Source organism: Streptomyces sp. NPDC051064 (genome assembly GCF_044455985.1).
GTDB lineage: Bacteria > Actinomycetota > Actinomycetes > Streptomycetales > Streptomycetaceae > Streptomyces.
Genome location: NZ_JBITFK010000002.1, coordinates 1 through 21,017, shown reverse-complemented (window position 1 = coordinate 21,017; position 21,017 = coordinate 1). Strand labels below are relative to the sequence as shown.

Annotated in this window: 21 protein-coding genes and 1 pseudogene; 7 read left to right on the top strand and 15 right to left on the bottom strand. The window is 71.4% G+C overall.

The annotated features are described in order from the left end of the window. Positions 1–3: 3 nt before the first annotated feature. On the bottom strand, positions 4–669 hold the full coding sequence (locus ACIBCU_RS06790; protein ID WP_399229787.1) for a GPP34 family phosphoprotein: 666 nt from the start codon (positions 667–669) through the stop codon (positions 4–6). A gap of 216 nt (positions 670–885) precedes the next feature. Here ACIBCU_RS06790 and ACIBCU_RS06785 point away from each other — a divergent pair, with 216 nt between their 5' ends. Then, entirely contained in the window at positions 886–1,872 is a 987-nt protein-coding gene (locus ACIBCU_RS06785; protein ID WP_399229785.1) for a lytic polysaccharide monooxygenase, read from the top strand. Between the two features lie 34 nt (positions 1,873–1,906). Here the strand turns inward: ACIBCU_RS06785 and ACIBCU_RS06780 are convergent, their stop codons facing one another. From ACIBCU_RS06780 to ACIBCU_RS06725, 12 genes and pseudogenes are all read right to left on the bottom strand, one after another. Continuing rightward, positions 1,907–4,204: an MMPL family transporter gene (locus ACIBCU_RS06780; protein ID WP_399229783.1), complete on the bottom strand. Its 2,298-nt coding sequence runs from the start codon at positions 4,202–4,204 to the stop codon at positions 1,907–1,909. A gap of 125 nt (positions 4,205–4,329) precedes the next feature. Continuing rightward, on the bottom strand, positions 4,330–5,019 hold the full coding sequence (locus tag ACIBCU_RS06775) for a copper homeostasis protein CutC (RefSeq protein ID WP_399229781.1): 690 nt from the start codon (positions 5,017–5,019) through the stop codon (positions 4,330–4,332). 176 nt (positions 5,020–5,195) lie between these two features. After that, on the bottom strand, positions 5,196–6,599 hold the full coding sequence (locus ACIBCU_RS06770; RefSeq protein ID WP_399229779.1) for a lipase family protein: 1,404 nt from the start codon (positions 6,597–6,599) through the stop codon (positions 5,196–5,198). Between the two features lie 148 nt (positions 6,600–6,747). Then, the gene (locus ACIBCU_RS06765) at positions 6,748–7,602 is read right to left on the bottom strand and encodes an urease accessory protein UreD (protein ID WP_399229777.1); all 855 of its coding nucleotides are present in this window, start codon (positions 7,600–7,602) and stop codon (positions 6,748–6,750) included. Then, positions 7,599–8,288, bottom strand: coding sequence for an urease accessory protein UreG (gene ureG / locus ACIBCU_RS06760; protein WP_362941292.1), 690 nt, complete (start codon positions 8,286–8,288; stop codon positions 7,599–7,601). The genes ACIBCU_RS06765 and ureG overlap by 4 nt, the downstream gene beginning before the upstream one ends. Positions 8,289–8,326: 38 nt before the next feature. Further along, positions 8,327–9,001: an urease accessory protein UreF gene (locus ACIBCU_RS06755; RefSeq protein ID WP_399229775.1), complete on the bottom strand. Its 675-nt coding sequence runs from the start codon at positions 8,999–9,001 to the stop codon at positions 8,327–8,329. 62 nt (positions 9,002–9,063) lie between these two features. Next, complete coding sequence (gene ureC, locus ACIBCU_RS06750; RefSeq protein WP_399229773.1) at positions 9,064–11,052, bottom strand: urease subunit alpha; 1,989 nt, start codon at positions 11,050–11,052, stop codon at positions 9,064–9,066. Then, positions 11,049–11,504 (bottom strand): urease subunit beta, encoded by a 456-nt coding sequence (locus ACIBCU_RS06745; RefSeq protein ID WP_362941326.1) that lies wholly within the window; start codon positions 11,502–11,504, stop codon positions 11,049–11,051. The genes ureC and ACIBCU_RS06745 overlap by 4 nt, the downstream gene beginning before the upstream one ends. A 24-nt stretch (positions 11,505–11,528) precedes the next feature. After that, positions 11,529–11,825, bottom strand: a pseudogene (locus ACIBCU_RS06740) (urease subunit gamma); the annotation flags it as partial. A gap of 217 nt (positions 11,826–12,042) precedes the next feature. After that, positions 12,043–12,903: a biotin-dependent carboxyltransferase family protein gene (locus ACIBCU_RS06735; protein ID WP_399229772.1), complete on the bottom strand. Its 861-nt coding sequence runs from the start codon at positions 12,901–12,903 to the stop codon at positions 12,043–12,045. Next, positions 12,900–13,535: an allophanate hydrolase subunit 1 gene (locus ACIBCU_RS06730; protein ID WP_399229770.1), complete on the bottom strand. Its 636-nt coding sequence runs from the start codon at positions 13,533–13,535 to the stop codon at positions 12,900–12,902. Before ACIBCU_RS06730 ends, ACIBCU_RS06735 begins: the two co-directional genes overlap by 4 nt. Further along, positions 13,532–14,281 (bottom strand): LamB/YcsF family protein, encoded by a 750-nt coding sequence (locus tag ACIBCU_RS06725; RefSeq protein WP_399230865.1) that lies wholly within the window; start codon positions 14,279–14,281, stop codon positions 13,532–13,534. The genes ACIBCU_RS06730 and ACIBCU_RS06725 overlap by 4 nt, the downstream gene beginning before the upstream one ends. Positions 14,282–14,373: 92 nt before the next feature. Between ACIBCU_RS06725 and ACIBCU_RS06720 the strand changes: the two genes are divergently transcribed. Then, positions 14,374–15,018 carry a hypothetical protein gene (locus ACIBCU_RS06720; protein ID WP_399229768.1) on the top strand — a complete coding sequence of 215 codons (645 nt, stop codon included), beginning with the start codon at positions 14,374–14,376 and terminating at the stop codon, positions 15,016–15,018. Between the two features lie 88 nt (positions 15,019–15,106). After that, positions 15,107–16,342, top strand: coding sequence for a Cmx/CmrA family chloramphenicol efflux MFS transporter (locus tag ACIBCU_RS06715; protein WP_362941332.1), 1,236 nt, complete (start codon positions 15,107–15,109; stop codon positions 16,340–16,342). On the opposite strand, the gene ACIBCU_RS06710 is transcribed toward ACIBCU_RS06715, so the two are convergent. Together ACIBCU_RS06710 and ACIBCU_RS06705 are read right to left on the bottom strand one after the other, a co-directional pair. Beyond that, on the bottom strand, positions 16,293–16,565 hold the full coding sequence (locus tag ACIBCU_RS06710; protein WP_362941310.1) for a DUF4031 domain-containing protein: 273 nt from the start codon (positions 16,563–16,565) through the stop codon (positions 16,293–16,295). The two genes, ACIBCU_RS06715 and ACIBCU_RS06710, sit on opposite strands and share 50 nt — an antisense overlap. Beyond that, the gene (locus ACIBCU_RS06705; protein WP_362941313.1) at positions 16,562–16,930 is read right to left on the bottom strand and encodes a hypothetical protein; all 369 of its coding nucleotides are present in this window, start codon (positions 16,928–16,930) and stop codon (positions 16,562–16,564) included. Before ACIBCU_RS06705 ends, ACIBCU_RS06710 begins: the two co-directional genes overlap by 4 nt. A gap of 103 nt (positions 16,931–17,033) precedes the next feature. Between ACIBCU_RS06705 and ACIBCU_RS06700 the strand changes: the two genes are divergently transcribed. From ACIBCU_RS06700 to ACIBCU_RS06685, 4 genes are all read left to right on the top strand, one after another. Beyond that, positions 17,034–17,951: a MurR/RpiR family transcriptional regulator gene (locus ACIBCU_RS06700; RefSeq protein ID WP_362941316.1), complete on the top strand. Its 918-nt coding sequence runs from the start codon at positions 17,034–17,036 to the stop codon at positions 17,949–17,951. Positions 17,952–18,033: 82 nt separating this feature from the next. Further along, positions 18,034–18,999, top strand: coding sequence for an N-acetylmuramic acid 6-phosphate etherase (gene murQ, locus ACIBCU_RS06695; RefSeq protein ID WP_399229765.1), 966 nt, complete (start codon positions 18,034–18,036; stop codon positions 18,997–18,999). A gap of 36 nt (positions 19,000–19,035) precedes the next feature. Further along, positions 19,036–20,547 (top strand): PTS transporter subunit EIIC, encoded by a 1,512-nt coding sequence (locus ACIBCU_RS06690; protein ID WP_399229763.1) that lies wholly within the window; start codon positions 19,036–19,038, stop codon positions 20,545–20,547. 138 nt (positions 20,548–20,685) lie between these two features. Next, positions 20,686–20,856: a DUF5670 family protein gene (locus ACIBCU_RS06685; RefSeq protein ID WP_362941323.1), complete on the top strand. Its 171-nt coding sequence runs from the start codon at positions 20,686–20,688 to the stop codon at positions 20,854–20,856. The last annotated feature ends 161 nt before the right edge of the window (positions 20,857–21,017 follow it).

The window sequence follows — 21,017 nt, the reverse complement described above, 5'->3', positions numbered from 1 at the left end:
CGATCACGACACCGCGGTGACCACGGTGACTGCGGTGACCGCCACCATCGCCGCCTGCATGTCGCGGATCGCCGTACGGACGTCGTCGCCCGCCCACTGGCCCTCCGCGATCTTCTCCATGCGCGGCTTCACCTCCCGCGCCGGCACCTCGGGGAACGCGAGCCGGTGCAGCTTGGCGGCGTGGATCAGGGCGACGAGGCCGGCCGTGCGGTCGTCCGGATCCGTGCCGTGCTGCACCACGGAGGCCAGGCGCTCGCGCAGCTCCGCCTCGGTCGCCCCGTCCGCCTCGGGATAGCGGCGCACCGGGAAGACGCCGAGCACCTTGCGCTGCTCCTCGCTCACGAGGCCACGTGCCCGCAGGCTCTCCGTCGTGGCCTCGACCGCCTTGCCGTGATCCCTCGTCAGCCAGTCCGTCACCTTGGGCGGCTTGCTCTTCTTCGCCGCCCAGGCGTCGATCAGACCGAGCCGCTCGTCGAGCAGGGCGACACCGGTGGGCGTGCGGCCGGTCACCGACAACCGGCCGCCGTCCACCGAGAGCCGCCCCGCCAGGACGAGTTCGAGCAGGATGCCACCCGCGACGGCCCATCCGGCGGCCTGCCGGTCCTTGGCCGCTCCGGACTCGTCGTCCAGAGACAGCAGCATGATCTCTTCGCCCAGCGTGACCGACATGATTCCACTCCCCGCCCATTCGCTTACTCTTAGTGACGAACAGAGGCAGCGATCAGTTCCCGGCCACTCGGATGTCCGTAACTACCGCACATTCTCGGGATGTTGCAGCAGTCGCTGCACGAGGCGTTTACAGACCACCTGGTGCGCGCTACGTTTTTGGGAGCGCTCCCACACACCCCCGCACTCTCCTTCATCCCCCCAGAGGAGAACAACCTCATGGCCATGCGAACCCTCTTCCGGAGAACGTCTCCGATGCGCGCGCCCCGCGTGCTGAGCTTCCTGGGAGCCGGCCTGTTGGGCCTCACCCTGGCCGGCCTGCCCTCCCCCGCATCCGCTCACGGTGTCGCCATGGAGCCGGGCTCCCGCAGCTACCTGTGCTACAAGGACATGATCGCGAGCGGCAACCAGACCCCGTCCAACCCGGCCTGTGCCGCCGCGGTCGCGGCGACCGGAACCACTCCGCTGTACAACTGGTTCGGTGTCCTGGACTCCAACGGCGGCGGGAAGACCAAGGGTTACATCCCGGACGGCGAGCTCTGCAGCGGCGGCCACAACGGCCCGTACAACTTCTCGTCGTACAACGCGGCCCGCAGCGACTGGCCGACGACCCATCTCACGGCGGGCACCACCACCCAGGTGAAGTACAGCAACTGGGCTGCCCACCCTGGCAAGTTCAACGTCTACATCACCAAGGACGGCTGGTCGCCGAGCAAGCCCCTGGCGTGGGACGACCTGACGCTCACCCAGACCGTGGACAACCCGCCGCAGTCGGGCGGGGCCGGCTCGGACGGCGGTAACTACTACTGGAACCTCCAGCTCCCGCAGGGCAAGTCCGGCAAACACATGATCTTCATCCACTGGATCCGCTCGGACAGCCAGGAGAACTTCTACTCCTGCTCCGACGTCGCCTTCGACGGCGGCAACGGCGAGGTCACCGGCATGAAGGGAAGCCAGTTGTCGGCGGACGAGCTGGCGGAGGTCGCGGAGAAGACCGGGACCCGGGCAGCACCGGCCCACGCGGAGCACGCCGGGCATGCCGCCGCGGCCGGTGAGACCGGTCTCGTGGCCTCCGCCCAGGACTCCTCGGCCGGTTACCTGCCCGCGGCGACGGCGGTCTCCCTGACCGGCGCCGCCCTGCTGTTCGCAGCGGGGGCGGTGGCCCAGAGCCGGCGCCGACGCCGTGAGGCCGGGCAGAACCGCTGACCGCCAGGAACCGTTCATGGCCCCGGGCCGGTCGTCACCGGCCCGGGGCCGAACCGTCGGCCCCGGGCTTCGCGTCCCCTTCCGCGTCGAGGTGCGGAAGGATCCGGTCCAGCCATCGCGGAGTCCACCAGGCGGCGCGGCCGAGCAGGGTCATCACCGCGGGCACCAGCAGCAGCCGCACGACGGTCGCGTCGATGAGCACGCTCACCGCGAGACCCAGGCCCAGCATCTTGACGACGATGTTGTCGCTGATGATGAAGGCCGCGAACACGCTGACCATGATCAGCGCGGCGCAGGTGATGACCCGCGCGGTGATCTCCAGGGCGTGCGCGACGCTCGCCTTCGGGTCCCCGGTGGCCAGCCACGCCTCGTGGATCCGGGTCAGGAGGAAGATCTCGTAGTCCATGCTGAGACCGAAGACGATGGCGAACATCATCATCGGCACATAGCTCTCGATCGGGATGTCGCCCGAGACGCCGAGCGCGGGTCCGCCCCAGCCCCACTGGAAGACGGCCACCACGACTCCGTACGAGGCCGCGATCGACAGGACGTTGAGCAGGGCCGCCTTGACCGCGACCAGCACCCCGCGGAACACCGCCAGGATCACGAGGAACGCGAGGCCGACCACGACCGCGATGATCAGTGGCAGCCGGCTGGAGACGATGTCCAGGAAGTCGACCTGGGCGGCCGTCGTGCCGGTCACGTAGGTGCTCGCGGCGGTGCCGGAGACCGCGTCGGGCAGGACGTCGTCCGACAGGTGGTTGACCAGGCTCGTGGTCCGCGCGTCCTGCGGTGCGGCGACGGAGTAGGCGGTCGCCGTGAGGACGTCCCCGTCCTGGGTGGCGGTGAGCGGGGTGATGACGGCCGCGTCCGGCACCTTGCTCAGGGACTGCTGGGCCTGGCTCTGCAGCGCGGACCGGTCGCTCTGCGGGACCTCGCTCTGGTCGATCACGAGCGTCAGCGGGCCGTTCGACCCGGGGCCGAAGGCCGAGGACATGAGGTCGTAGGCGCGCCGGTCGGTGAAGGACTTGGGATCGGCGCCGTCCCCGATGTGTCCCAGCTGGATGAAGAAGAGGGGGAAGGCGAGCACGGCCAGCACGACGACCCCACCGGCGAGGAACCACCACGGCCGGCGCTCCACCCGCCGTGCGTATCGGTGCCAGGTGCCGCGCGTCGTCGGCCCCTTGCCCGGGTCCGGGCCGGCCTCCGGGCCCGGCTCCGCGTCGGCCTCCACCTCGGCGACCGGCTTGCGGACGTGGATCCGGTCGATGTGCCGCCCGATCAGTCCGAGCACGGCCGGTACGAGGGTGAGGGCGCCGAGCACCGCCGTGACGACGGTGACGGCGGCGGCCACGCCGAGCTTGCCGATGAAGCCGATGCCGGAGACCCACAGCCCGCAGAGGGCGATGATCACCGTGCACCCGGAGAGCAGCACGGCCCGTCCGCTGGTCGCCGTCGCGGCCCCGGCGGCCGCCACCGGATCCCTGCCGTCATTTAGGTTCTGACGGTGCCGGGTGACGAGGAACAGGGCGTAGTCGATGCCGACGCCCAGCCCGATCATCGTGGCCAGCGTCGGTGACACGGTGGCGAAGGTCGTCGCCGCGGCGAGCAGCCCCAGCAGGCCCAGCCCGCAGACGACACAGATGAGGGCCGTGACCAACGGCAGCAGTGCTGCCAGGAGACTGCCGAAGCCGATCAGCAGCACCAGGACGGCCACCCCGAAACCGATGGCCTCGCTGGTGCGGTCGTTCGCCTCGGGCCGGGCCAGTTCGCCCAGCGAGCCGCCGTACTCCACCTCGGCGCCCGCCGCCCGCAGCGGCTGCACGGCGGAGTCCACCCCGTCGAGGTAGCCGGCCCCCAGGGTGGAGGGCTGCACGCTGAACCGGACGGTGATGTACGCCGTCCTCCCGTCGCTGGAGAGCGGGCCCACGTCCGGCCCGCCGCTGCTGCTCGGCGCCGTCAGCGGATTCTGGGCGGACAGCACGTCGGGCAGCTTCTGGAGGCTTCCGACGACCGTGGACATCTGGCTGCTCAGCCCGCTGAGGGACTTGTCCGCGTCGTGCACCACCACCTGGCTGCTGTAACCGCCGGCCGAGGGGGCGTGCGCTTCGAGGACGTCGAGGCCGTCCTGCGACTGGGTTCCGGGGATCGAGAAGTTGTCGGAGTAGTCGCCGCCGTACGCGTGCTGCAGCATTTGTAGCGCGGCGAGCGCGGCCAGCCACAGCACGATGACGATCACGAAGTGCCGCGCGCACCACGCCCCGGTCGCGTGCAGGACCCCCGCCCGGCGCGCAGCCGTGCCGGAGTCGTGGGCGGGCTGCTGATGCGACATGGGGACTCCGGGGCTGGGCCGGGCACCTGGGACACTCAGCATTCAAAGCCGGTCCCACTGCCATGGCACGCCGGAGTGGGGGAACGGGTGACGCCCCCGGGTCCGGGAGCGTCGCCGCGCCCCGGTCAGCTGTCGAGCACCGTGCGCCATTCCCGTACGGCCTCGGCGTCCACCGGGCCGGTCCAGCCGCCGGGCCGTGCCGCCCCTCCGATGTGGAAGGCCTCGATGCCCGCGGCGCGCAGGCGCGGCAGGTGGTCCAGGCGCAGGCCGCCGCCCACCATGATCTGCGGTTCGTAGCCGGGCAGGTCGGAGTGTCCCGCTTCGGCGAGCAGGGTCTCCATGCCCGCGTCCACGCCGTCGGGCGACCCCGCCGTGAGGTAGGTGTCCAGGCCCGGAAGGTCGGCGAGGTGCTTGCGCAGGACATCGCGGTCGGCCGCACGGTCGATGGCGCGGTGGAAGGTCCACGAGCAGCCGTTCAGTGCGGCGACGAGCCGCTCGACAGCGACCAGGTCCACGTGGCCGTCCTGGTCGAGGAAGCCCAGGACGAATTCGTCGGCCCCGGCGCCGCGCATCGTGCGGGCCTTCTCCACGAGGACGCCGATGTCACCGGCCGCGAACCCGTCCGCGACCCTGAGCATGACCCGCAGGGGGATCCCGACGGCGGCCCGGATCTCCTCGAAGGCGGCGAGCGAGGGCGTCAGGCCGTCGGCCGCCATGTCGGTGACCAGTTCGAGGCGGTCCGCACCGCCCGCCTGCGCCGCGACCGCGTCCTCCGCGTCGAGAGCGATCACCTCCAGGAGTGCACGGTTGCTCATGGTGTTCCCATCCTTCGGAGCGGCTACGGACTACAGGTCTAGTCCAATAAACCAGACTACGGGTCAGCCACCCGGCGCGCAGCTCCCCACGGGGACGCGTGCGTGAAGATACGCGAGGCCGCGACGGCATCCGGGGAACGGACGCGCCGCGGCCTCGAGGGTCACGAGGAGGACGGTCAGGGCTGGAGCGGCATCGACCAGCAGTTGGATGCGGCCTTTTTGCCGGAGAGACGGTCAGTCATCCAGGAGATGGCGCTGCCCTGGTCCGTGAGGTAGGGGGCCAGGTGGTTGGTGAGGATCTTGTCGCCGAGGTTGGGCAGCCGCACGGCCTCGTACGTCACGTTCACGCCCTTGCGGCACCAGTCCACCGCGAGCTGCCTGGCCTGTTTGTGACCGACGATGTCGTCCTGCACGCCGGTCGCCACCCGCACCGGGGTCGCCGGCTTCAGATTGCCGATGCGCTGCTGGGCGAGGACCGCCTGCAGCTTCGGCTCGGCCGCGATGATGTCGGCGATCGGCTTGCCGTTCGCGGTCCACTTCTTGCTGTCGGTGAAGCCGTGGCCGAGAATCGCATCGCCCACGCACATGGTCGAGGTGTCCTTCAGCGCGGCCTTGCCGACGTCGTTCGTGTGCGCGTCGACGACCGCCTTCAGGGACGGGTCGGACTGGGCGAAGCCGTTGATCGACCAGCCCAGCGCGCCGGCCAGGGCGCTGCCGTCGATGCCCTTCATGACCTCGGTGAGGTCGGCGGGCGGGGCTCCGGCGTAGGTGCCCGCCAGATTGACGTCGGGTGCGTACGACGGCTGCAGCTCGGCGGCCGAAGCACTGGCGCCGCCGCCCTGGCTGTAGCCGTAGAGGCCGACCCGCGAGGCGGAGGTGATCGAGGCGCCGGAGACGGAGCGCGCCGCGCGGGCCGCGTCCAGGAGGGCGTGCCCCTCGTCGACGCGGTTGACGTAGGTGTGGAGCCGGTCCGTCGCGCCGAGGCCGGCGTAGTCGGTGACGACGACGGCGGCACCGGCGGCGAGGAAGCGGTGGACCGCGATGTTGTCGTAGCCGATGGAGACCGTGCCCTCGCCGATGATCAGCGGGTGCTGGAGCGAGAGCGAGGGGGCGCACTGGTCACCCTGGCCCATGGTTCCCGAGGCCAGCGCCACCAGGGGGCGGGGGCCGTCACCCTTCCACGCGGCGGACGGCTCGATGTACGCGCCGGTGACGGCGACGGGCCCGCCGCCCGCGTCGGTGGACTTGTACATCAGCCGCGTCGCCGCGCCGGGTATCCGCCGGCCGTCCAGCCCGGGGAGGCTGAGCCCGAGCGGCAGCGGCTCCGTACGGACGAGGGACCCGTCGGCGGAGGGCAGCCGCGCCGGCGGGTTGTAGAAGTCGGGGATGGTCACTCCCCGGGAGACCACAGGCTCCGACCCGGCGGAGGCCGAGGTGGTGGCGGAGGCGGGTACGGACACCGCGCCAAGACAGGCCGCGGCGGCCACCGAGGCGGCCAGCAGGCGCCCCGGTCGGCGGGGACCAAGGAGGTGGGGGGTGTTCACGGTCGAGCTCGAACGGGCGGTCTTGCGCGGACTCACGGCTCACTCCTCGCTCTGCTCCGATGAATGTCCGCGCAAGCTAGCACCGTGGCGTTACCTGAGGTAACTCGTCGGTAAGTTACGCTTCGGTAACGTGGGTGAGACGGCAGGTCCGGCGCTACCGAGCAGGGCTCTACCGGGCAAGTCGCTAGCGGGCGAGGACGAGTGCGTGTGCCTCGTCGAGCAGCTCCCGCAGCTTCGAGGTGGTCGGGGCGACCGCAGTGGCGAGCAGTGCCGGCCCGTCGGCCAGCGGTGCGAGGAGAGCACAACCACCCTTGACGCCTTCGCCGAGCAGTACCGGGCCAGGTCGGCTGTCGAGGCGTGGGTCCACGACGAGGAGCTGGCCGACGGCGCGGTGCCCGCCCAGGACGGCCGGACCGTCCCAACCGGGCTCCAAGGCGCCGTACGCCGTGCGCTGGTCGAGCAGCGCACGCCCGGCGCGGCGGACCAGGATCCTGCTGACGAGGTGGCCCGGTTCCTCGTCGGCCCGGCCGAGGACCTGCTCCTCCCGCAACAGCAGTCGTGAGGTGGCGGCGAGTTCGACTGTGTACGTCTGGCGCAGATTGCTGCCGGCGGCGCTGATCAGAGGCTGCGGCAGCCAGCGCAGACGGGCGTGCTCTCCGACGGTGAGCCGTACGTCGTACGTCGCCACGTCGGTGGTGGGACCGCGCAGGGCGAGTGTGGCGGCAGCCGTGGTGACCTCCAGCTCGGCCCGGTCCTCGGCGGTGACGTCGAGTGTGAGCCGGTCGCCACCGAGCGGGGCACTCATCGCGCCGATGATCCCTACCGTGGCGGCACTGCCTTGGCTCCGCAGGCGTCGCAGGTGAAAGGGGCCGTCGCTGCGCAGCTGCGGAAGCGTGGTGACGCGTCCGTTGTACGCCGCCCGGATCCGGGCCGTGGCATGTACGCCGTCGGGGTGCCCGGTGGATCCCTGGGCGTCGGCCGGAGGAAAGTCGAGGCCGGACGCGGCTCCGGCGATGGCGAGCCGGAAGGGCGGGCTCATACGGCTGCCCCCGCACGCCACTGGGCGAGGTGGCCTGTGACCCAGTCGGCGACTTCGCGGATGCCGTCGTCGGTGGTGAGGTCGGTGAAGATGACCGGAAGGTCGCCTCGCTGTCGTTTCGCATCGGCGGCCATGGTGGCCAGATCGGCGCCGACGTACGGGGCCAGGTCGGTCTTGTTGACGATGAGGAGGTCGGCCGTCGTGATGCCGGGGCCGCCCTTGCGGGGGATGTCGTCGCCGCTGGCCACGTCGATGACGAAGATCTGCACGTCGACGAGGCCCTTGGAGAAGGTGGCGGTCAGATTGTCGCCACCGGACTCGATGAGTACGAGGTCGAGAGGGTGGAGAGTCTCCTCCAGATGCTCCACGGCTTCCAGGTTGGCGGAGATGTCGTCGCGGATGGCGGTGTGCGGGCAGGCGCCGGTCTCGACGGCGGTGATGCGCTCGGGCGGCAAAACGGCTTCGCGCAGCAGGTACTCGGCGTCCTCGCGGGTGTAGATGTCGTTGGTGACTGCGGCGATGCACCAGCGGTCGCGCAGGGTTCGGCAGAGCGCGGCTACGGTCGCGGTCTTGCCGGAGCCGACGGGCCCGCCCAGGCCGACCCGGAGGGCGCGGCGACTGCCGTCGGGCCGGGACGCCGAAGCGCTGGGAAAGTGCTGGTGGGGCAGCGAGTGGTCGAGGTGCATGGCAACTCCGTGATGGCGTCTCGGTGTTCGGATGGTGCTCAGGAGGCGAAGAGCCGGACGGTCCAGGCGGCGTGCTGCTCCGCCGTGATGTCCAGCAGGGGCGACGATGCCGACGGCAGAACGTCGACGCCCTCGGTCATGGCACGGGCCGCGGCGTCGGCCGCGGCTTCCGCGACCCCGTCGGCCTCGCGGCCGAGGCGTGCCAGCAGCCCCGAGACATGGAGCGGGTCGAGGCTCAGCAGGCGCACTGCCGCGGTGGCCGGGCCGCCGATGCTCTCGTATGCGGCTGCGCAGGCGGAGTCCACCGGGGTGAGCCCGGCAGCGCGGGTGGCGAGGCCCAGGACGATGGGCTGATGGGCGCCCTGGGGACGCGCAGAGGACAGGCGCTCGAGCTCGGCCGAGGGGAAGGTGGCACGGGCCGCGCGCATCATCTGCCTGCCGAGCCTGCGGGCGACGGTCCGTAGCGCGGGGGCGGAGGTGCGCGCGTCGGCGGCATCGTCGAGCAGCAGCGGGTCATGTCCGGCGGCGGCTGCGGCGGCCAGCCCGGCCGCCGTCAGACCGGTGGTGTGCAGACGCCCCCGGCAGAACACCTCCAGGCTGTCGGGGTCGTGTACGGCTCCGTGGGCGACCGCGGCCTCGACACCGCCGGAGTGGGCGTACCCACCGGCAGGGAAGCGGCCGTCGGCCAGGAGAAGCAGGGCTGTGCGACTCATGGGCGAGCGACTGCCTTTCAGGGGGCGGGGACAAACGGCCGCGACGGCCGGGGAAGGCGGACTCAGAAGAGGAAGTACCGCTGCGCCAGCGGTACTTCGCTGACATAGGAGCGCGGCACGGTCGCACCGTTGAGCTCGGTACGGGAGTCGCTCGTCGTCGCACCGCCGATGGTGACCTCGAAGCTGTTGTGGTCGACTTCGAGGCTCTCGGGCACCGTGTCGTTCAGCTTCATGTCGGTCTTCCTGACGCCCCGGGTGTCTGCGATCTCCACGAACTTCTTGCCGAGTCCCAGTCCCTCCGCCCTCGTCTCCGTGACCTTGTTGCTCTTGTCCTGGACGACGACGAGCCGGGTGTTCAACCTGTCAGCCACGCCCGGAGCGGCGAAGTTCACCGAGTTACTCCCCGGGGCGCGACCCGTGGAGCCCCAGACCGCCCTCGGCAGGTACGGCTGCGGCGTCGTGATCGAGGCATTGGCGTCGCCGACCTGCGCACGGGCGAGCTGGCCGCCCTTGAGGACCATGTGCATCTTGACGCCGAAGAACTTCGGCTCCCACAGCACCAGGTCTGCCAGCTTCCCTGGCTCCACGGAACCGACATAGCCGGCGATGCCATGCGTGATCGCGGGATTGACCGTGTACTTGGCGACGTACCGGCGAGCCCGGTAGTTGTCGTTCGGCGCCGGCGCGTCCTCGTTGAAGGAGTGGTCCAGGTCGTCGTCGACCTTTCGGATTTTCGCGTTCTGCAGGTCTTCGGGCAGCGCGCCGTAGCGGCGCTTCATGACGTGCGCGGTCTGCCAGGTACGCATGATCATCTCGCCGATGCGCCCCATGGCCTGGGCATCCGAGGACATTATCGAGATGGCTCCCATGTCGTGGAGCAGGTCCTCGGCCGCCATGGTGGACGGCCGGATACGGGAGTCCGCGAAGGCCATGTCCGCCGGGATATCCGGGTTGAGATGGTGACACACGACCATCATGTCGATGTGCTCCTTGACGGTGTTCACCGTCAGGGGCCGGGTGGGGTTGGTCGAGGCGGGCAGGACGTTGGTCTCCTTGACCAGCTCGATCATGTCCGGGGTGTGGCCCCCTCCGGCCCCCTCGACGTGGAAGATGTGGACGGGACGGTCCTTGAAGGCGGCCTTGGTGCTCTCCAGGAAACCGGACTCGTTGAGCGAGTCGGCGTGCAGGGCGAGCTGGACCTTGCGTTCCTCGCAGACGGTCAGCGCCTTGTCGATCACCGCCGGCGTGGAACCCCAGTCCTCATGCACCTTGAAGCCGATGACACCGGCGTCCACCTGCTCGTTCAGCGCCCTGGCGTCCATCGTGCTGCCCTTGCCGAGCAGACCGATGTTGACCGGGTACTCGTCCAGGGCCTCGAAAAGCCGGGCGATGTGCCACGCGCCCGGGGTCACGGTGGTGGCCGTACTGCCCTCGGCGGGGCCGGTGCCGCCACCGATCAGCGTGGTCACGCCCGAGGCGAGTGCCTCGTGGATCTCCTCGGGACAGATGAAGTGGACATGAGTGTCCACACCACCCGCGGTGAGGATCCGGCCGTTGCCGGAGATGACCTCGGTGCTCGGGCCGATCACGAAGTTCGCCGCCGTCACCGGCAGCCGCTCACCCGCCTGTTCACGAGCGGTCTTCTCGAACTCCGAGATCGCGTCCATCGTCTCGGGGTTGTACGCCTTGCCGATGGCATGGACCTTGCCGTCCCTGATGCCGACGTCAGCCTTGACCACGCCCCACCAGTCGAGGATCAGCGCCCCCGTGACGACCGTGTCCACGGGCTCGCGTGCCGTGTCACCGCCCCCGTCCCGCGGGATGTGGGACATGCCCATCGACTCCCGGATCACCTTCCCGCCACCGAAGATCATCTCGTTGCCGCTGTATTCCGGTCCGCCACTCCAGTCGGCTTCGACCTCGAGGGTGAGATCGGTGTCGGCGAGGCGGACACGGTCCTTGGTGGTGGGTCCGTACAGAGCGGCGTAGTCCACCCGCTTCAGCAAGTTGCTCGGCCTCTGCCGACCCGTCTGCCCCGGCTGACCACTCATCGGACGATCCCTTCACGCAGTCCCTGGATCCTGCTGGTGTCGTTCTTGGCGTCGCCTTCGATCTTCACCAGTTCGACGCAGCACTCGTCCCCCGGCTCGAACCGCACGGCGGTGCCCGCGGCGATGTTGAGCCGTCGCCCCTTCGCTTCGGCGCAGTCTTCGAGCCGGCCATCCGTCACAGGCGTGCCGACGGGGTTCTCGACCACTTCGAGGCCGGGGTTGACCTCGGCGAAGTGGTAGTGGGAGCCGACCTGGATGGGGCGGTCGCAGGCGTTCCTGACCTTGATCGTCTTCTTGTCGCCCTGCAGATGCCCGTTGAACGCGATCGCCTCGTGCCAGGACGCGGCGTCGTCGCACCCGCCGCAGCAGGCGGACGAGTCGGTGCCGTCGCAGTCGACCGGGCACTTCGGCCTGCGTGCCGGCTGGGGATGCTCCAACTTGCCCGGATACACCTTGGGCTTCTCCGCGCCCTCCGGGATGGGTTCGTGGAGCGTGACCAGCTTCGTGCCGTCCGGGAAGGTGGCCTCCACCTGGACGCTCTTGATCATCTCCGGGACGCCGTCCATGACGTCATCACGTGCGAGCACCTGTCGGCCCGACTCCATGATGTCGCTGACCGTCCTGCCGTCGCGCGCCGCCTCGAATACGTGGACGGTCAGCAGCGCCATGGTTTCGGGGTAGTTGAGGGGCAGCCCCCGATCGCGGCGCTTCGCCGCCACGTCGGCCGCGACGTGGATCAGCAAGCGCTCCTGCTCATGCGGAGTCAGATGCACGATGAGTCGATTCTGTCGGTCGAATGGTGCGCGCGGCCGGGCATGCCGGGATCACGGACAACACTCCGCGGCGGGAACCGGACGCTCAACGATCATCAGCAGCCAAGAGCGGCGAATCCATGAAATGGCGGATGATCTACACCATCCGGTGAAATCATGGCGTACGCCGTTTCACACCCTGCCTCGAAGTGAACTCGCGATGCAGGTCAGCCGTCCGTCACGCGTGTACGAAGCGCACCGGCGTCCCCGGGGCCGCCTGCGCCGCGCCCGCCAGCGCGGCTTCGGCGACCACGCCCACGACCGGGTAGCCCCCCGTCGTCGGATGGTCGTTGAGGAACACCACGGGCAGGCCGTCCGGCGGGACCTGGACGGCCCCCAGCACCATGCCCTCGCTGGGCAGTTCGCCGTCCCGGGCGCGCCGCAGGGCCGGCCCCTCCGTGCGCAGCCCGATGCGGTTGCTGCGCTCCGAGACCCGGTACGCGGCGCTCGTGAGCGTGCGCAGGGCCTCCTCGGTGAACCAGCTGTCGCGCGGGCCCCGGTGCAGGGGCAGCACCAGCTCGGCCGGAGCGCCCGGCCAGGGCACGGGGCCGGCGTACGGGGCGCCGCCCGGCCGGCCCAGCGGCAGGACGTCCCCGTCGCACAGGACCGGCGGGCCGAGCCCGGAGAGCAGGTCGGCGGACCGGCTGCCGAGCACCGGACCGGGCACCAGGCCGCCCGCGAACGCCAGGTAGCCGCGCACCCCCTGCGCCGCGGGACCGGCCTCCAGCACCGCGCCGCCGGGCACCCGGACGGGTTCGCCCCATGCGACGGGGCGGCCGTCCACCGTGACCCGGCACCCCGCTCCGCCGACGACGGCGTACACCGGCCGTGTGCCCGTCACCCGGACCGCGCACCCCGTGAACGTGGTCTCCAGCACGGCCGCGTCCGGCGCGTTGCCGACGAGCCGGTTGGCCAGCCGCCGGGCCGGTGCGTCCAGCGCCCCCGCCCTGGGTACGCCGAGGTGGGCCCAGCCGGCCCGACCCTCGTCCTGCACCGTGGTCAGGGCACCCGCCCGGATCACTTCGAGCCCCGGGCTCATCCGGACACCCCCGTCGGCACGAAGCGCACACGGACCCCGGGGCCGAGCAGCGCCGCGGGTTCGCGCCCCGGGTCCCAGAGTGCGTCCGGCCCGGGCATCCGGCCGATGAGCTGCCAGCCGCCGGGCGACTCGCGCGGATAGACCCCGGTGTACGGCCCCGCGAGGGCCAGCGCCCCGGCCGGCACCCGGGTCCGGGGCGTGGCCCGGCGCGGCACGCTCAAGTGACCGGGCAGGCCCGTCAGATAACCGAAGCCGGGCGCGAACCCGCAGAAGGCCACCCGGAATTCCGTACGCGCGTGGATGCTCCCCACCTCCTCCACGGCGACGCCCCACGCGTCGGCCACATCGGCGAGGTCCGGGCCGTCGTAGACGACGGGTATCTCGACGGCCTCCCCCGCGCCCCGGCTCAGCGGCGGCACGGTCCACGACCGCAGCCGCCCCGCGAGCGTCCGGTCCTCCACCCCGTCCAGCAGCACGGTCCGGGCACCGGGGACGATCTCGCGTACGCCGGTGAGCTCCCCGGCGGCCCGGCGGCGGAGCAGCTCCGCGTGGAAGGCCTCCGCGTCCTCGCCGGAGGCGAGCTCCACGAGCAGGGCGCGGGGCCCGGCATCGAGGACCCGGATGCCGCTCACGCGAACGCCCGTACGCGGACGCCCGCCTCTTCCAGCGCCGTCCGCACCCGCAGGGCGAGCGCGGCGGCCCCGGGGGTGTCCCCGTGGACGCACAGCGACCGGGCCGCGACGGCTATCCGGCTGCCGTCCACCCCGGTCACGGCGCCGTGGACGGCCATGCCGACACTGCGGCGTACGACCTCGTCGGCGTCGTGCACCACGGCGCCGGCCTGGCCCCGTGGCACGAGCGTGCCCTGCGGGGTGTACGCGCGATCGGCGAAGGCCTCCTCGACGGGGGTCAGCCCCGCCGCCTCCGCGTGGGCGAGCAGCCGCGAACCGGGCAGCCCGAGGACGGCCGGCCGGCCGCCCGCGAGCAGTACGCCCGCGACGACGGCGGCGGCCTGCTCCTCGTCCCGGACGACACGGTTGTAGAGGGCGCCGTGCGGTTTCACGTACGACACCGTGGAACCGGCCGCCTCCGCGAAGACCCGCAGGGCGCCGATCTGGTAGGCGATCTCGGCGGTCAGCTCGTCCGCCGGCACGTCCATGGCGCGCCGCCCGAATCCGGCCAGGTCGCGGTAGGAGACCTGCGCCCCGATGCGCACACCCCGCTCGGCCGCCGTGTCGCAGACCCGCCGCATCACGGAGGCGTCGCCCGCGTGGAAGCCGCAGGCCACGTTGGCACTGGTGACACAGGTCAGCAGCGCCTCGTCCTCGGTGAGGGTCCAGCGTCCGAACCCTTCGCCCAGGTCCGCGTTGAGATCGATGAGATACGTGGATTCAGCGGGTTCCGTCACGGCCGCACGCTAACCACTGACCTCCCCGCCCTACAAGGTGTTCCCGGCTCTACAGTCGCTCCATGACCGACGCCACCGCGCTCCGTATCCGCTGGCAGGACGCCCTCGTCGCCGCCAGGGGCGGCGCACCGGGCCCCGACCCCCTGCCGTACGCCGACAACCTCCTGGACCGCTGGGCCGAACCCCAGCGGCGCTACCACACCACCGCCCATCTGACGCAGGTCCTGGACCGCGTCGACACCCTGGCCGGCCACGCCGCCGACCCGGACCTGGTGCGCCTCGCCGTCTGGTTCCACGACGCGGTGTACCGCCCCGACCGCTCCGAGAACGAGGAGCGCAGTGCCGCGCTCGCCGAGCGGGCCCTGCCCGAGGCCGGTCTCCCCGACGCGGCGACGGCCGAGGTCGCCCGGCTGGTCCGGCTCACCGTCACGCACGACCCGGCGGACGGCGACACCAACGGCGAGGTGCTGTGCGACGCGGACCTCGCGATCCTGGCGGCGCCTCCCAAGGAGTACGCGGCGTACGCGGCGCGGGTACGGGAGGAGTACGGCTTCGTCCCGGACGACGCCTTCCGTGAGGGGCGGGCCGCCGTCCTGCGGCAGCTGCTGGAGCTGCCCCGGCTCTTCCGTACGCCGCAGGGGGCGGCGGAGTGGGAGCCGAGGGCCCGGCAGAACCTGACCACGGAGCTGGAACTGCTCACCCACTGAGCTGTTCAGCCACCGGGACGGGGGAATGACAGGGCCGAAAGCACTGTTGGCCACTGTCATGCCCGACTCTGTCTCCAGCCGCTCCCGTATGCCGATGGCCGTCTACATCCTCGGCCTGTCCGTCTTCGCCCTCGGCACCAGCGAGTTCATGCTGTCCGGGCTGCTGCCGCCCATCGCCGACGACATGGACGTGTCCATCCCGAAGGCCGGGCTCCTCATATCCGCCTTCGCGATCGGCATGGTGATCGGCGCCCCGCTGCTGGCCGTCGCCACGCTGCGGCTGCCTCGCCGCACGACGCTCATCGCCCTCATCTCGGTCTTCGGGCTGGGCCAGGTCGCCGGTGCGCTGGCACCGACGTACGAGGTGCTGTTCGTCTCCCGGGTGGTGAGCGCGCTGGCGTGCGCCGGCTTCTGGGCGGTCGGCGCGGCGGTCGCCATCGCGATGGTGCCGGTGAACGCGCGGGCCAGGGCGATGGCCGTGATGATCGGCGGGCTGTCGATCGCCAACGTGCTCGGGGTGCCGCTGGGCGCCTTCCTCGGGGAGAGCTTCGGCTGGCGTTCGGCGTTCTGGGCCGTGGGCGCCGCGTCCGCCGTGGCACTGGTCGGGGTCGTCACACGCATCCCGCGCATTCCGCTGCCGGACGAGAAGCCGCAGCTCAAGAAGGAAGTCGCGATCTACAAGGACCGTCAGGTGTGGCTGTCCATCGTGATCACGGCCCTCGCCGCCGGCGGCGTGTTCTGCGCGTTCAGCTATCTCGCACCGCTGCTCACCGACGTGGCGGGACTGAGCTCGGGCTGGGTGCCGTGGGTCCTCGCGCTCTTCGGCGCGGGTGCGCTGATCGGTACGACGATCGGTGGCCGGATCGCGGACGCGCATCTCTTCGGTGTGCTGCTCAGCGGCATCAGCGCCTCGACCGTCTTCCTGGTGGCCCTGGCCCTCTTCGCGTCGAACCAGGTCGCCGTCGTCGTCCTGGCGTTCCTGCTGGGGCTGTCGGCGTTCTACACGGCCCCGGCGCTCAACGCCCGGATGTTCAACGTCGCGGGGGTGGCCCCGACGCTGGCGGGTGCGACGACCACGGCCGCGTTCAACCTGGGCAACACGAGCGGGCCCTGGCTGGGCGGTGCGGTGATCGACGCGGACTTCGGCTTCCGGGCCACGGCCTGGGCGGGGGCCGCGATGCTGCTGCTCGGCCTGGTGGCCGTGACGGTCTCACTGCGGCTGCGCGGCGACGGCAAGCCGTCCCGGCGCATCGCCACAAGCACACCGGCGCACGTCATCCCGGCGCAGGACGCCCCTTCGGCCTCCGCAGCCCCGCGTCGGTGAGCCGGCGCACGATCTCCTTCGAGCCGACCTCCAGCGCCCCGGCGCGCACCGCGTCCGCGTAGCGCGCCTCGGGCACGTCGTAGTGGTCGCGCTCGAAGGCGCGGGGCGGGCATCCGATCGTGGCGGCGAAGGCGTGCAGCTCGTCGAACGACACGTCGCTGACCAGGTGCGACCACATACGGCCGTGCCCCGGCCAGGTCGGCGGATCGATGTAGACGGTCACCGTCCGAGCACCTCGGCGAGCGATCCCACCCGTGCGACGGACACCGTCGCCTTCGTGCAGACCCAGTGCGGATCGGGGCCGAGCTCCGGCTCGACGTCCAGGGCGTGCGGTCCTTCCTCCGTGCAGACCGGGCACAGCGGCCAGCGCCCGTGCTCCTCGAGGAGAGCGTCCTGGACGTCCTGCGCCACGAGCCCCGTGACGAAGGCCACACCCTCGGGCCACTGCTCGACCCACCACCGCCGGTGGGCCACCGCGTCCTCGACCATCGAGACGATTCCGGCCTCGGCCACGTCACCCGCGACGAGGTCGGCCATCACCAGCGCACGCGCGGTGTGCAGCTCCTGTTCCAGGCTGTTCAACTCCATGGCCCCATTGTCCCCCGGCCGCGTACCGGCCCGGCCTTCATCCTTCAGAGGTAGGGACCAAAGGGGGGTTGACGGGATTCACGACTGAAAATATCTTTCAAATGTGACCAATGACGTGAAGGAAAGTTTCAACCCGGACTCCCCGCCCGCCCCTGCGGCTCTTGCCGCCAAGGTGCGCACCCTCGCCCCGACCATGACCCGTTCCATGCAGCGGGTCGCCGAAGCGGTCGCGGGGGACCCCGCCGGGTGCGCCGCCCTCACCGTCACCGGTCTCGCCGAGCTCACCGGCACGAGCGAGGCGACCGTCGTCCGCACCGCCCGCCTTCTCGGCTACCCCGGCTACCGGGACCTGCGTCTCGCGCTCGCCGGCCTCGCCGCCCATCAGCTGTCCGGCCGGGCGCCCGCCGTCACCGCCGACATCGCGGTCGACGACCCGATCGCCGACGTCGTCACGAAGCTCGCCTACGACGAGCAGCAGACCCTCGCCGACACGGCGGCCGGTCTCGACACCGTGCAGCTCGGGGCCGCCGTGGCCGCCGCCGCGACCGCCCGTCGCATCGACATCTACGGCGTCGGCGCGTCCTCCCTGGTCGGCCAGGACCTGGCCCAGAAGCTGCTCCGGATCGGCCTGATAGCCCACGCCCACATGGACCCGCACCTCGCCGTGACCAACGCGGTGCAGCTCCGCTCCGGCGACGTGGCCATCGCGATCACCCACTCCGGCTCCACGGGCGACGTCATCGAGCCGCTCCGGGTCGCCTTCGACCGCGGAGCGACGACGATCGCGATCACCGGCCGCCCCGACGGGCCGGTCTCGCAGTACGCCGACCACGTGCTCACCACGTCCACCGCCCGGGAGAGCGAGCTGCGGCCCGCCGCCATGTCGAGCCGCACGAGCCAGCTCCTCGTCGTCGACTGCCTCTTCATAGGGGTCGCCCAGCAGACGTACGAGACGGCCGCACCCGCGCTGTCCGCCTCGTACGAGGCGCTCGCCCACCGCCACACCCCCCGCAGCCGCTGACCTCGGCAGCACCCGCACCCGCACCCGCACCCGCACCCGCACCCGCGAACCGTACGAGCCCGAGAAAGCAGAGCCGCTGTCCATGACCTCCACCACCGACCCCAGCACCGACGCCGAGCCCGGCGGCTACGGCGAACTCCGCGCCCAGCTCGCCACCCTCACCACCGAGGCGTTCCGCCCCGAGCTCGCCGAGATCGACCAGCTCCCCACGCAGGACATAGCGCGGATCATGAACGGCGAGGACACCACGGTCCCCGCCGCCGTGGCCGAGAAGCTGCCGCAGATCGCCGCCGCGATCGACGCCACCGCCGAGCGCATGGCGCGCGGCGGCCGGCTGATCTACGCGGGCGCCGGCACCGCCGGCCGTCTCGGTGTGCTCGACGCCAGCGAGTGCCCGCCCACCTTCAACACCGACCCGTCCGAGGTCATCGGCCTGATCGCGGGCGGCCCCTCCGCCATGGTCACGGCCGTCGAGGGTGCCGAGGACAGCAAGGAACTGGCCGCCGCCGACCTCGACGGACTGAACCTGAGCGCCGACGACACCGTGGTCGGAATCTCCGCCTCCGGCCGCACGCCGTACGCCATCGGGGCCGTCGAGCACGCCCGCGCCAAGGGCGCGCTCACCATCGGCCTCTCCTGCAACGCGGACTCCGCGCTCGCCGCCGCGGCCGAACACGGCCTGGAGATCGTCGTCGGCCCCGAGCTCCTCACCGGCTCCACCCGTCTCAAGGCGGGCACGGCACAGAAGCTCGTCCTGAACATGCTGTCGACGATCACCATGATCCGGCTCGGCAAGACGTACGGGAATCTCATGGTCGACGTGCGCGCCTCCAACGAGAAGCTGCGCGCCCGCTCCCGGCGGATCGTCTCCCTCGCCACCGGCGCCTCCGACCAGGAGATCGAGGCGGCGCTCGCCGCCACCGACGGCGAGGTGAAGAACGCCATCCTCACCATCCTCGGCGGGGTCGACGGCCCCACCGCCGCCACACTCCTGGCCGACTCCGACGGTCACCTCCGCGCCGCCCTCGCGGCCGTCCGAACCACCTGACGCACCACTTCCCCGCACAGCAAGGCACCACGCACCATGGCTACTGAAGACAAGAACCGCGCCACTGCCGCCGCGATCCTGCCGCTTGTCGGTGGCGCCGCGAACGTCAGCTCGATCGCCCACTGCATGACCCGGCTCCGGCTGGGCCTGCACGACCGTTCCCTCGTGGACGACGAGGCCCTCAAGGCGGTCCCCGCCGTGATGGGCGTGGTCGAGGACGACACCTACCAGATCGTCCTCGGCCCGGGCACCGTCGCCCGGGTCACCCCCGAGTTCGAGCAGCTGGTCGAGGAGGGCCGGGCGTCCGGCACCCCCGCCCCCGTCCGCACGGCGGAGGAGCTCGCCGACAAGGGCGCGTCCCTCAAGGCGCGACAGAAGGCGAAGAACGCCACCCCGTTCAAGCTGTTCCTGCGCAGGATCGCGAACATCTTCGTCCCGCTGATCCCCGCCCTGATCGGCTGCGGCATCATCGCCGGCCTCAACGGCCTCCTGGTGAACCTCGGCTGGCTGCCCTCGGTCACCCCCGCCCTGGCGGCGATGGCATCCGGCTTCATGGCCCTGATCGCGGTCTTCGTCGGCTACAACACGGCGAAGGAGTTCGGCGGTACGCCGATCCTCGGCGGTGCGGTCGCGGCGATCATCGTCTTCCCCGGCGTCGCCAACATCGACGCCTTCGGCCAGACCCTCTCCCCCGGCCAGGGTGGCGTCCTCGGCGCCCTCGGCGCGGCGGTCCTCGCGGTGTACGTCGAGAAGTGGTGCCGCCGCTGGGTGCCGGAAGCCCTGGACGTCCTGGTCACCCCGACCCTGACGGTCCTGATCTCCGGCCTCGTCACGATCTTCGGCCTGATGTACGTGGCCGGTGAGGTCTCCTCCGCCATCGGCACGTTCGCCGACTGGCTGCTCTCCACGGGCGGCGCGGGCGCGGGCTTCCTGCTCGGCGGCTTCTTCCTGCCCCTGGTGATGCTGGGCCTGCACCAGGCCCTGATCCCGATCCACACGACGCTGATCGAGCAGCAGGGCTTCACGGTCCTGCTCCCCATCCTCGCGATGGCCGGAGCCGGCCAGGTCGGCGCGGCGGCCGCGGTCTACCTCCGCCTCCCCCGCAACGAGTCGATCCGCAAGACCATCAAGTCCGCCATGCCGGCGGGTCTGCTCGGCGTCGGCGAGCCCCTGATCTACGGCGTCTCGCTCCCGCTGGGCCGTCCCTTCATCACGGCCTGTGTGGGCGGCGCGTTCGGCGGCGGCTTCGTGGGCCTGTTCAACCAGCTCGGCGACTCGGTCGGCTCGACGGCCATCGGCCCGTCCGGCTGGGCCCTGTTCCCGCTGCTCGACGGCAACCACGGCCTCGGCTCCACGATCGCGATCTACGCGGGCGGCCTGCTCGTCGGCTACGTCGCGGGCTTCGTGGCGACGTACTTCTTCGGCTTCAGCAAGGCGCTGCTGGAGGAGTTCGACGTCTCCCAGGAACCGGCCCCGTCGACGGTCGCGGCCACCGGCCCGGCCGCCGCCTCCGGCGGCTCCCCGGCGAAGGAACCGGCGGGCGTCTGACCGGCCGTCCGCCAACCACCGGGGTGCTGCCCGGCCGATACCGGGAGTGGTCACGAGAAGGCCTCAAAGGTTTCCTCACGAACACGCGTGTGTAGGCAATTGATTGCCGGGCACCAGAGGTCTCGGAGGTTGATAACAATGGTTCCCCTGCTTCTCGTTCTTCTGCTCGCCCTGATCCTTTTCGGTGCCGGTTTCGCACTCAAGGCACTGTGGTGGATCGCCGTGATCGTGCTCGTGGTCTGGCTGATCGGATTCTTCGTACGTCCGACGGCCGGCGGTGGCAAGCGGGGCCGGTGGTACCGCTGGTAGGCCGCCCCGACCAGCAAAGACGCGGGTGGGGGGGGGGCCGGCGGGGCCCCCCCCCCCCCCCCCGGGGGGGGGGGCCCCCAAAAAAGCGGGGGGGGGGGGGGCAAGAGGGGGCGGCGCCAAAATTTGGGGGGCGCCGCCGCCAAAACCAGGGGTTGGGGCGG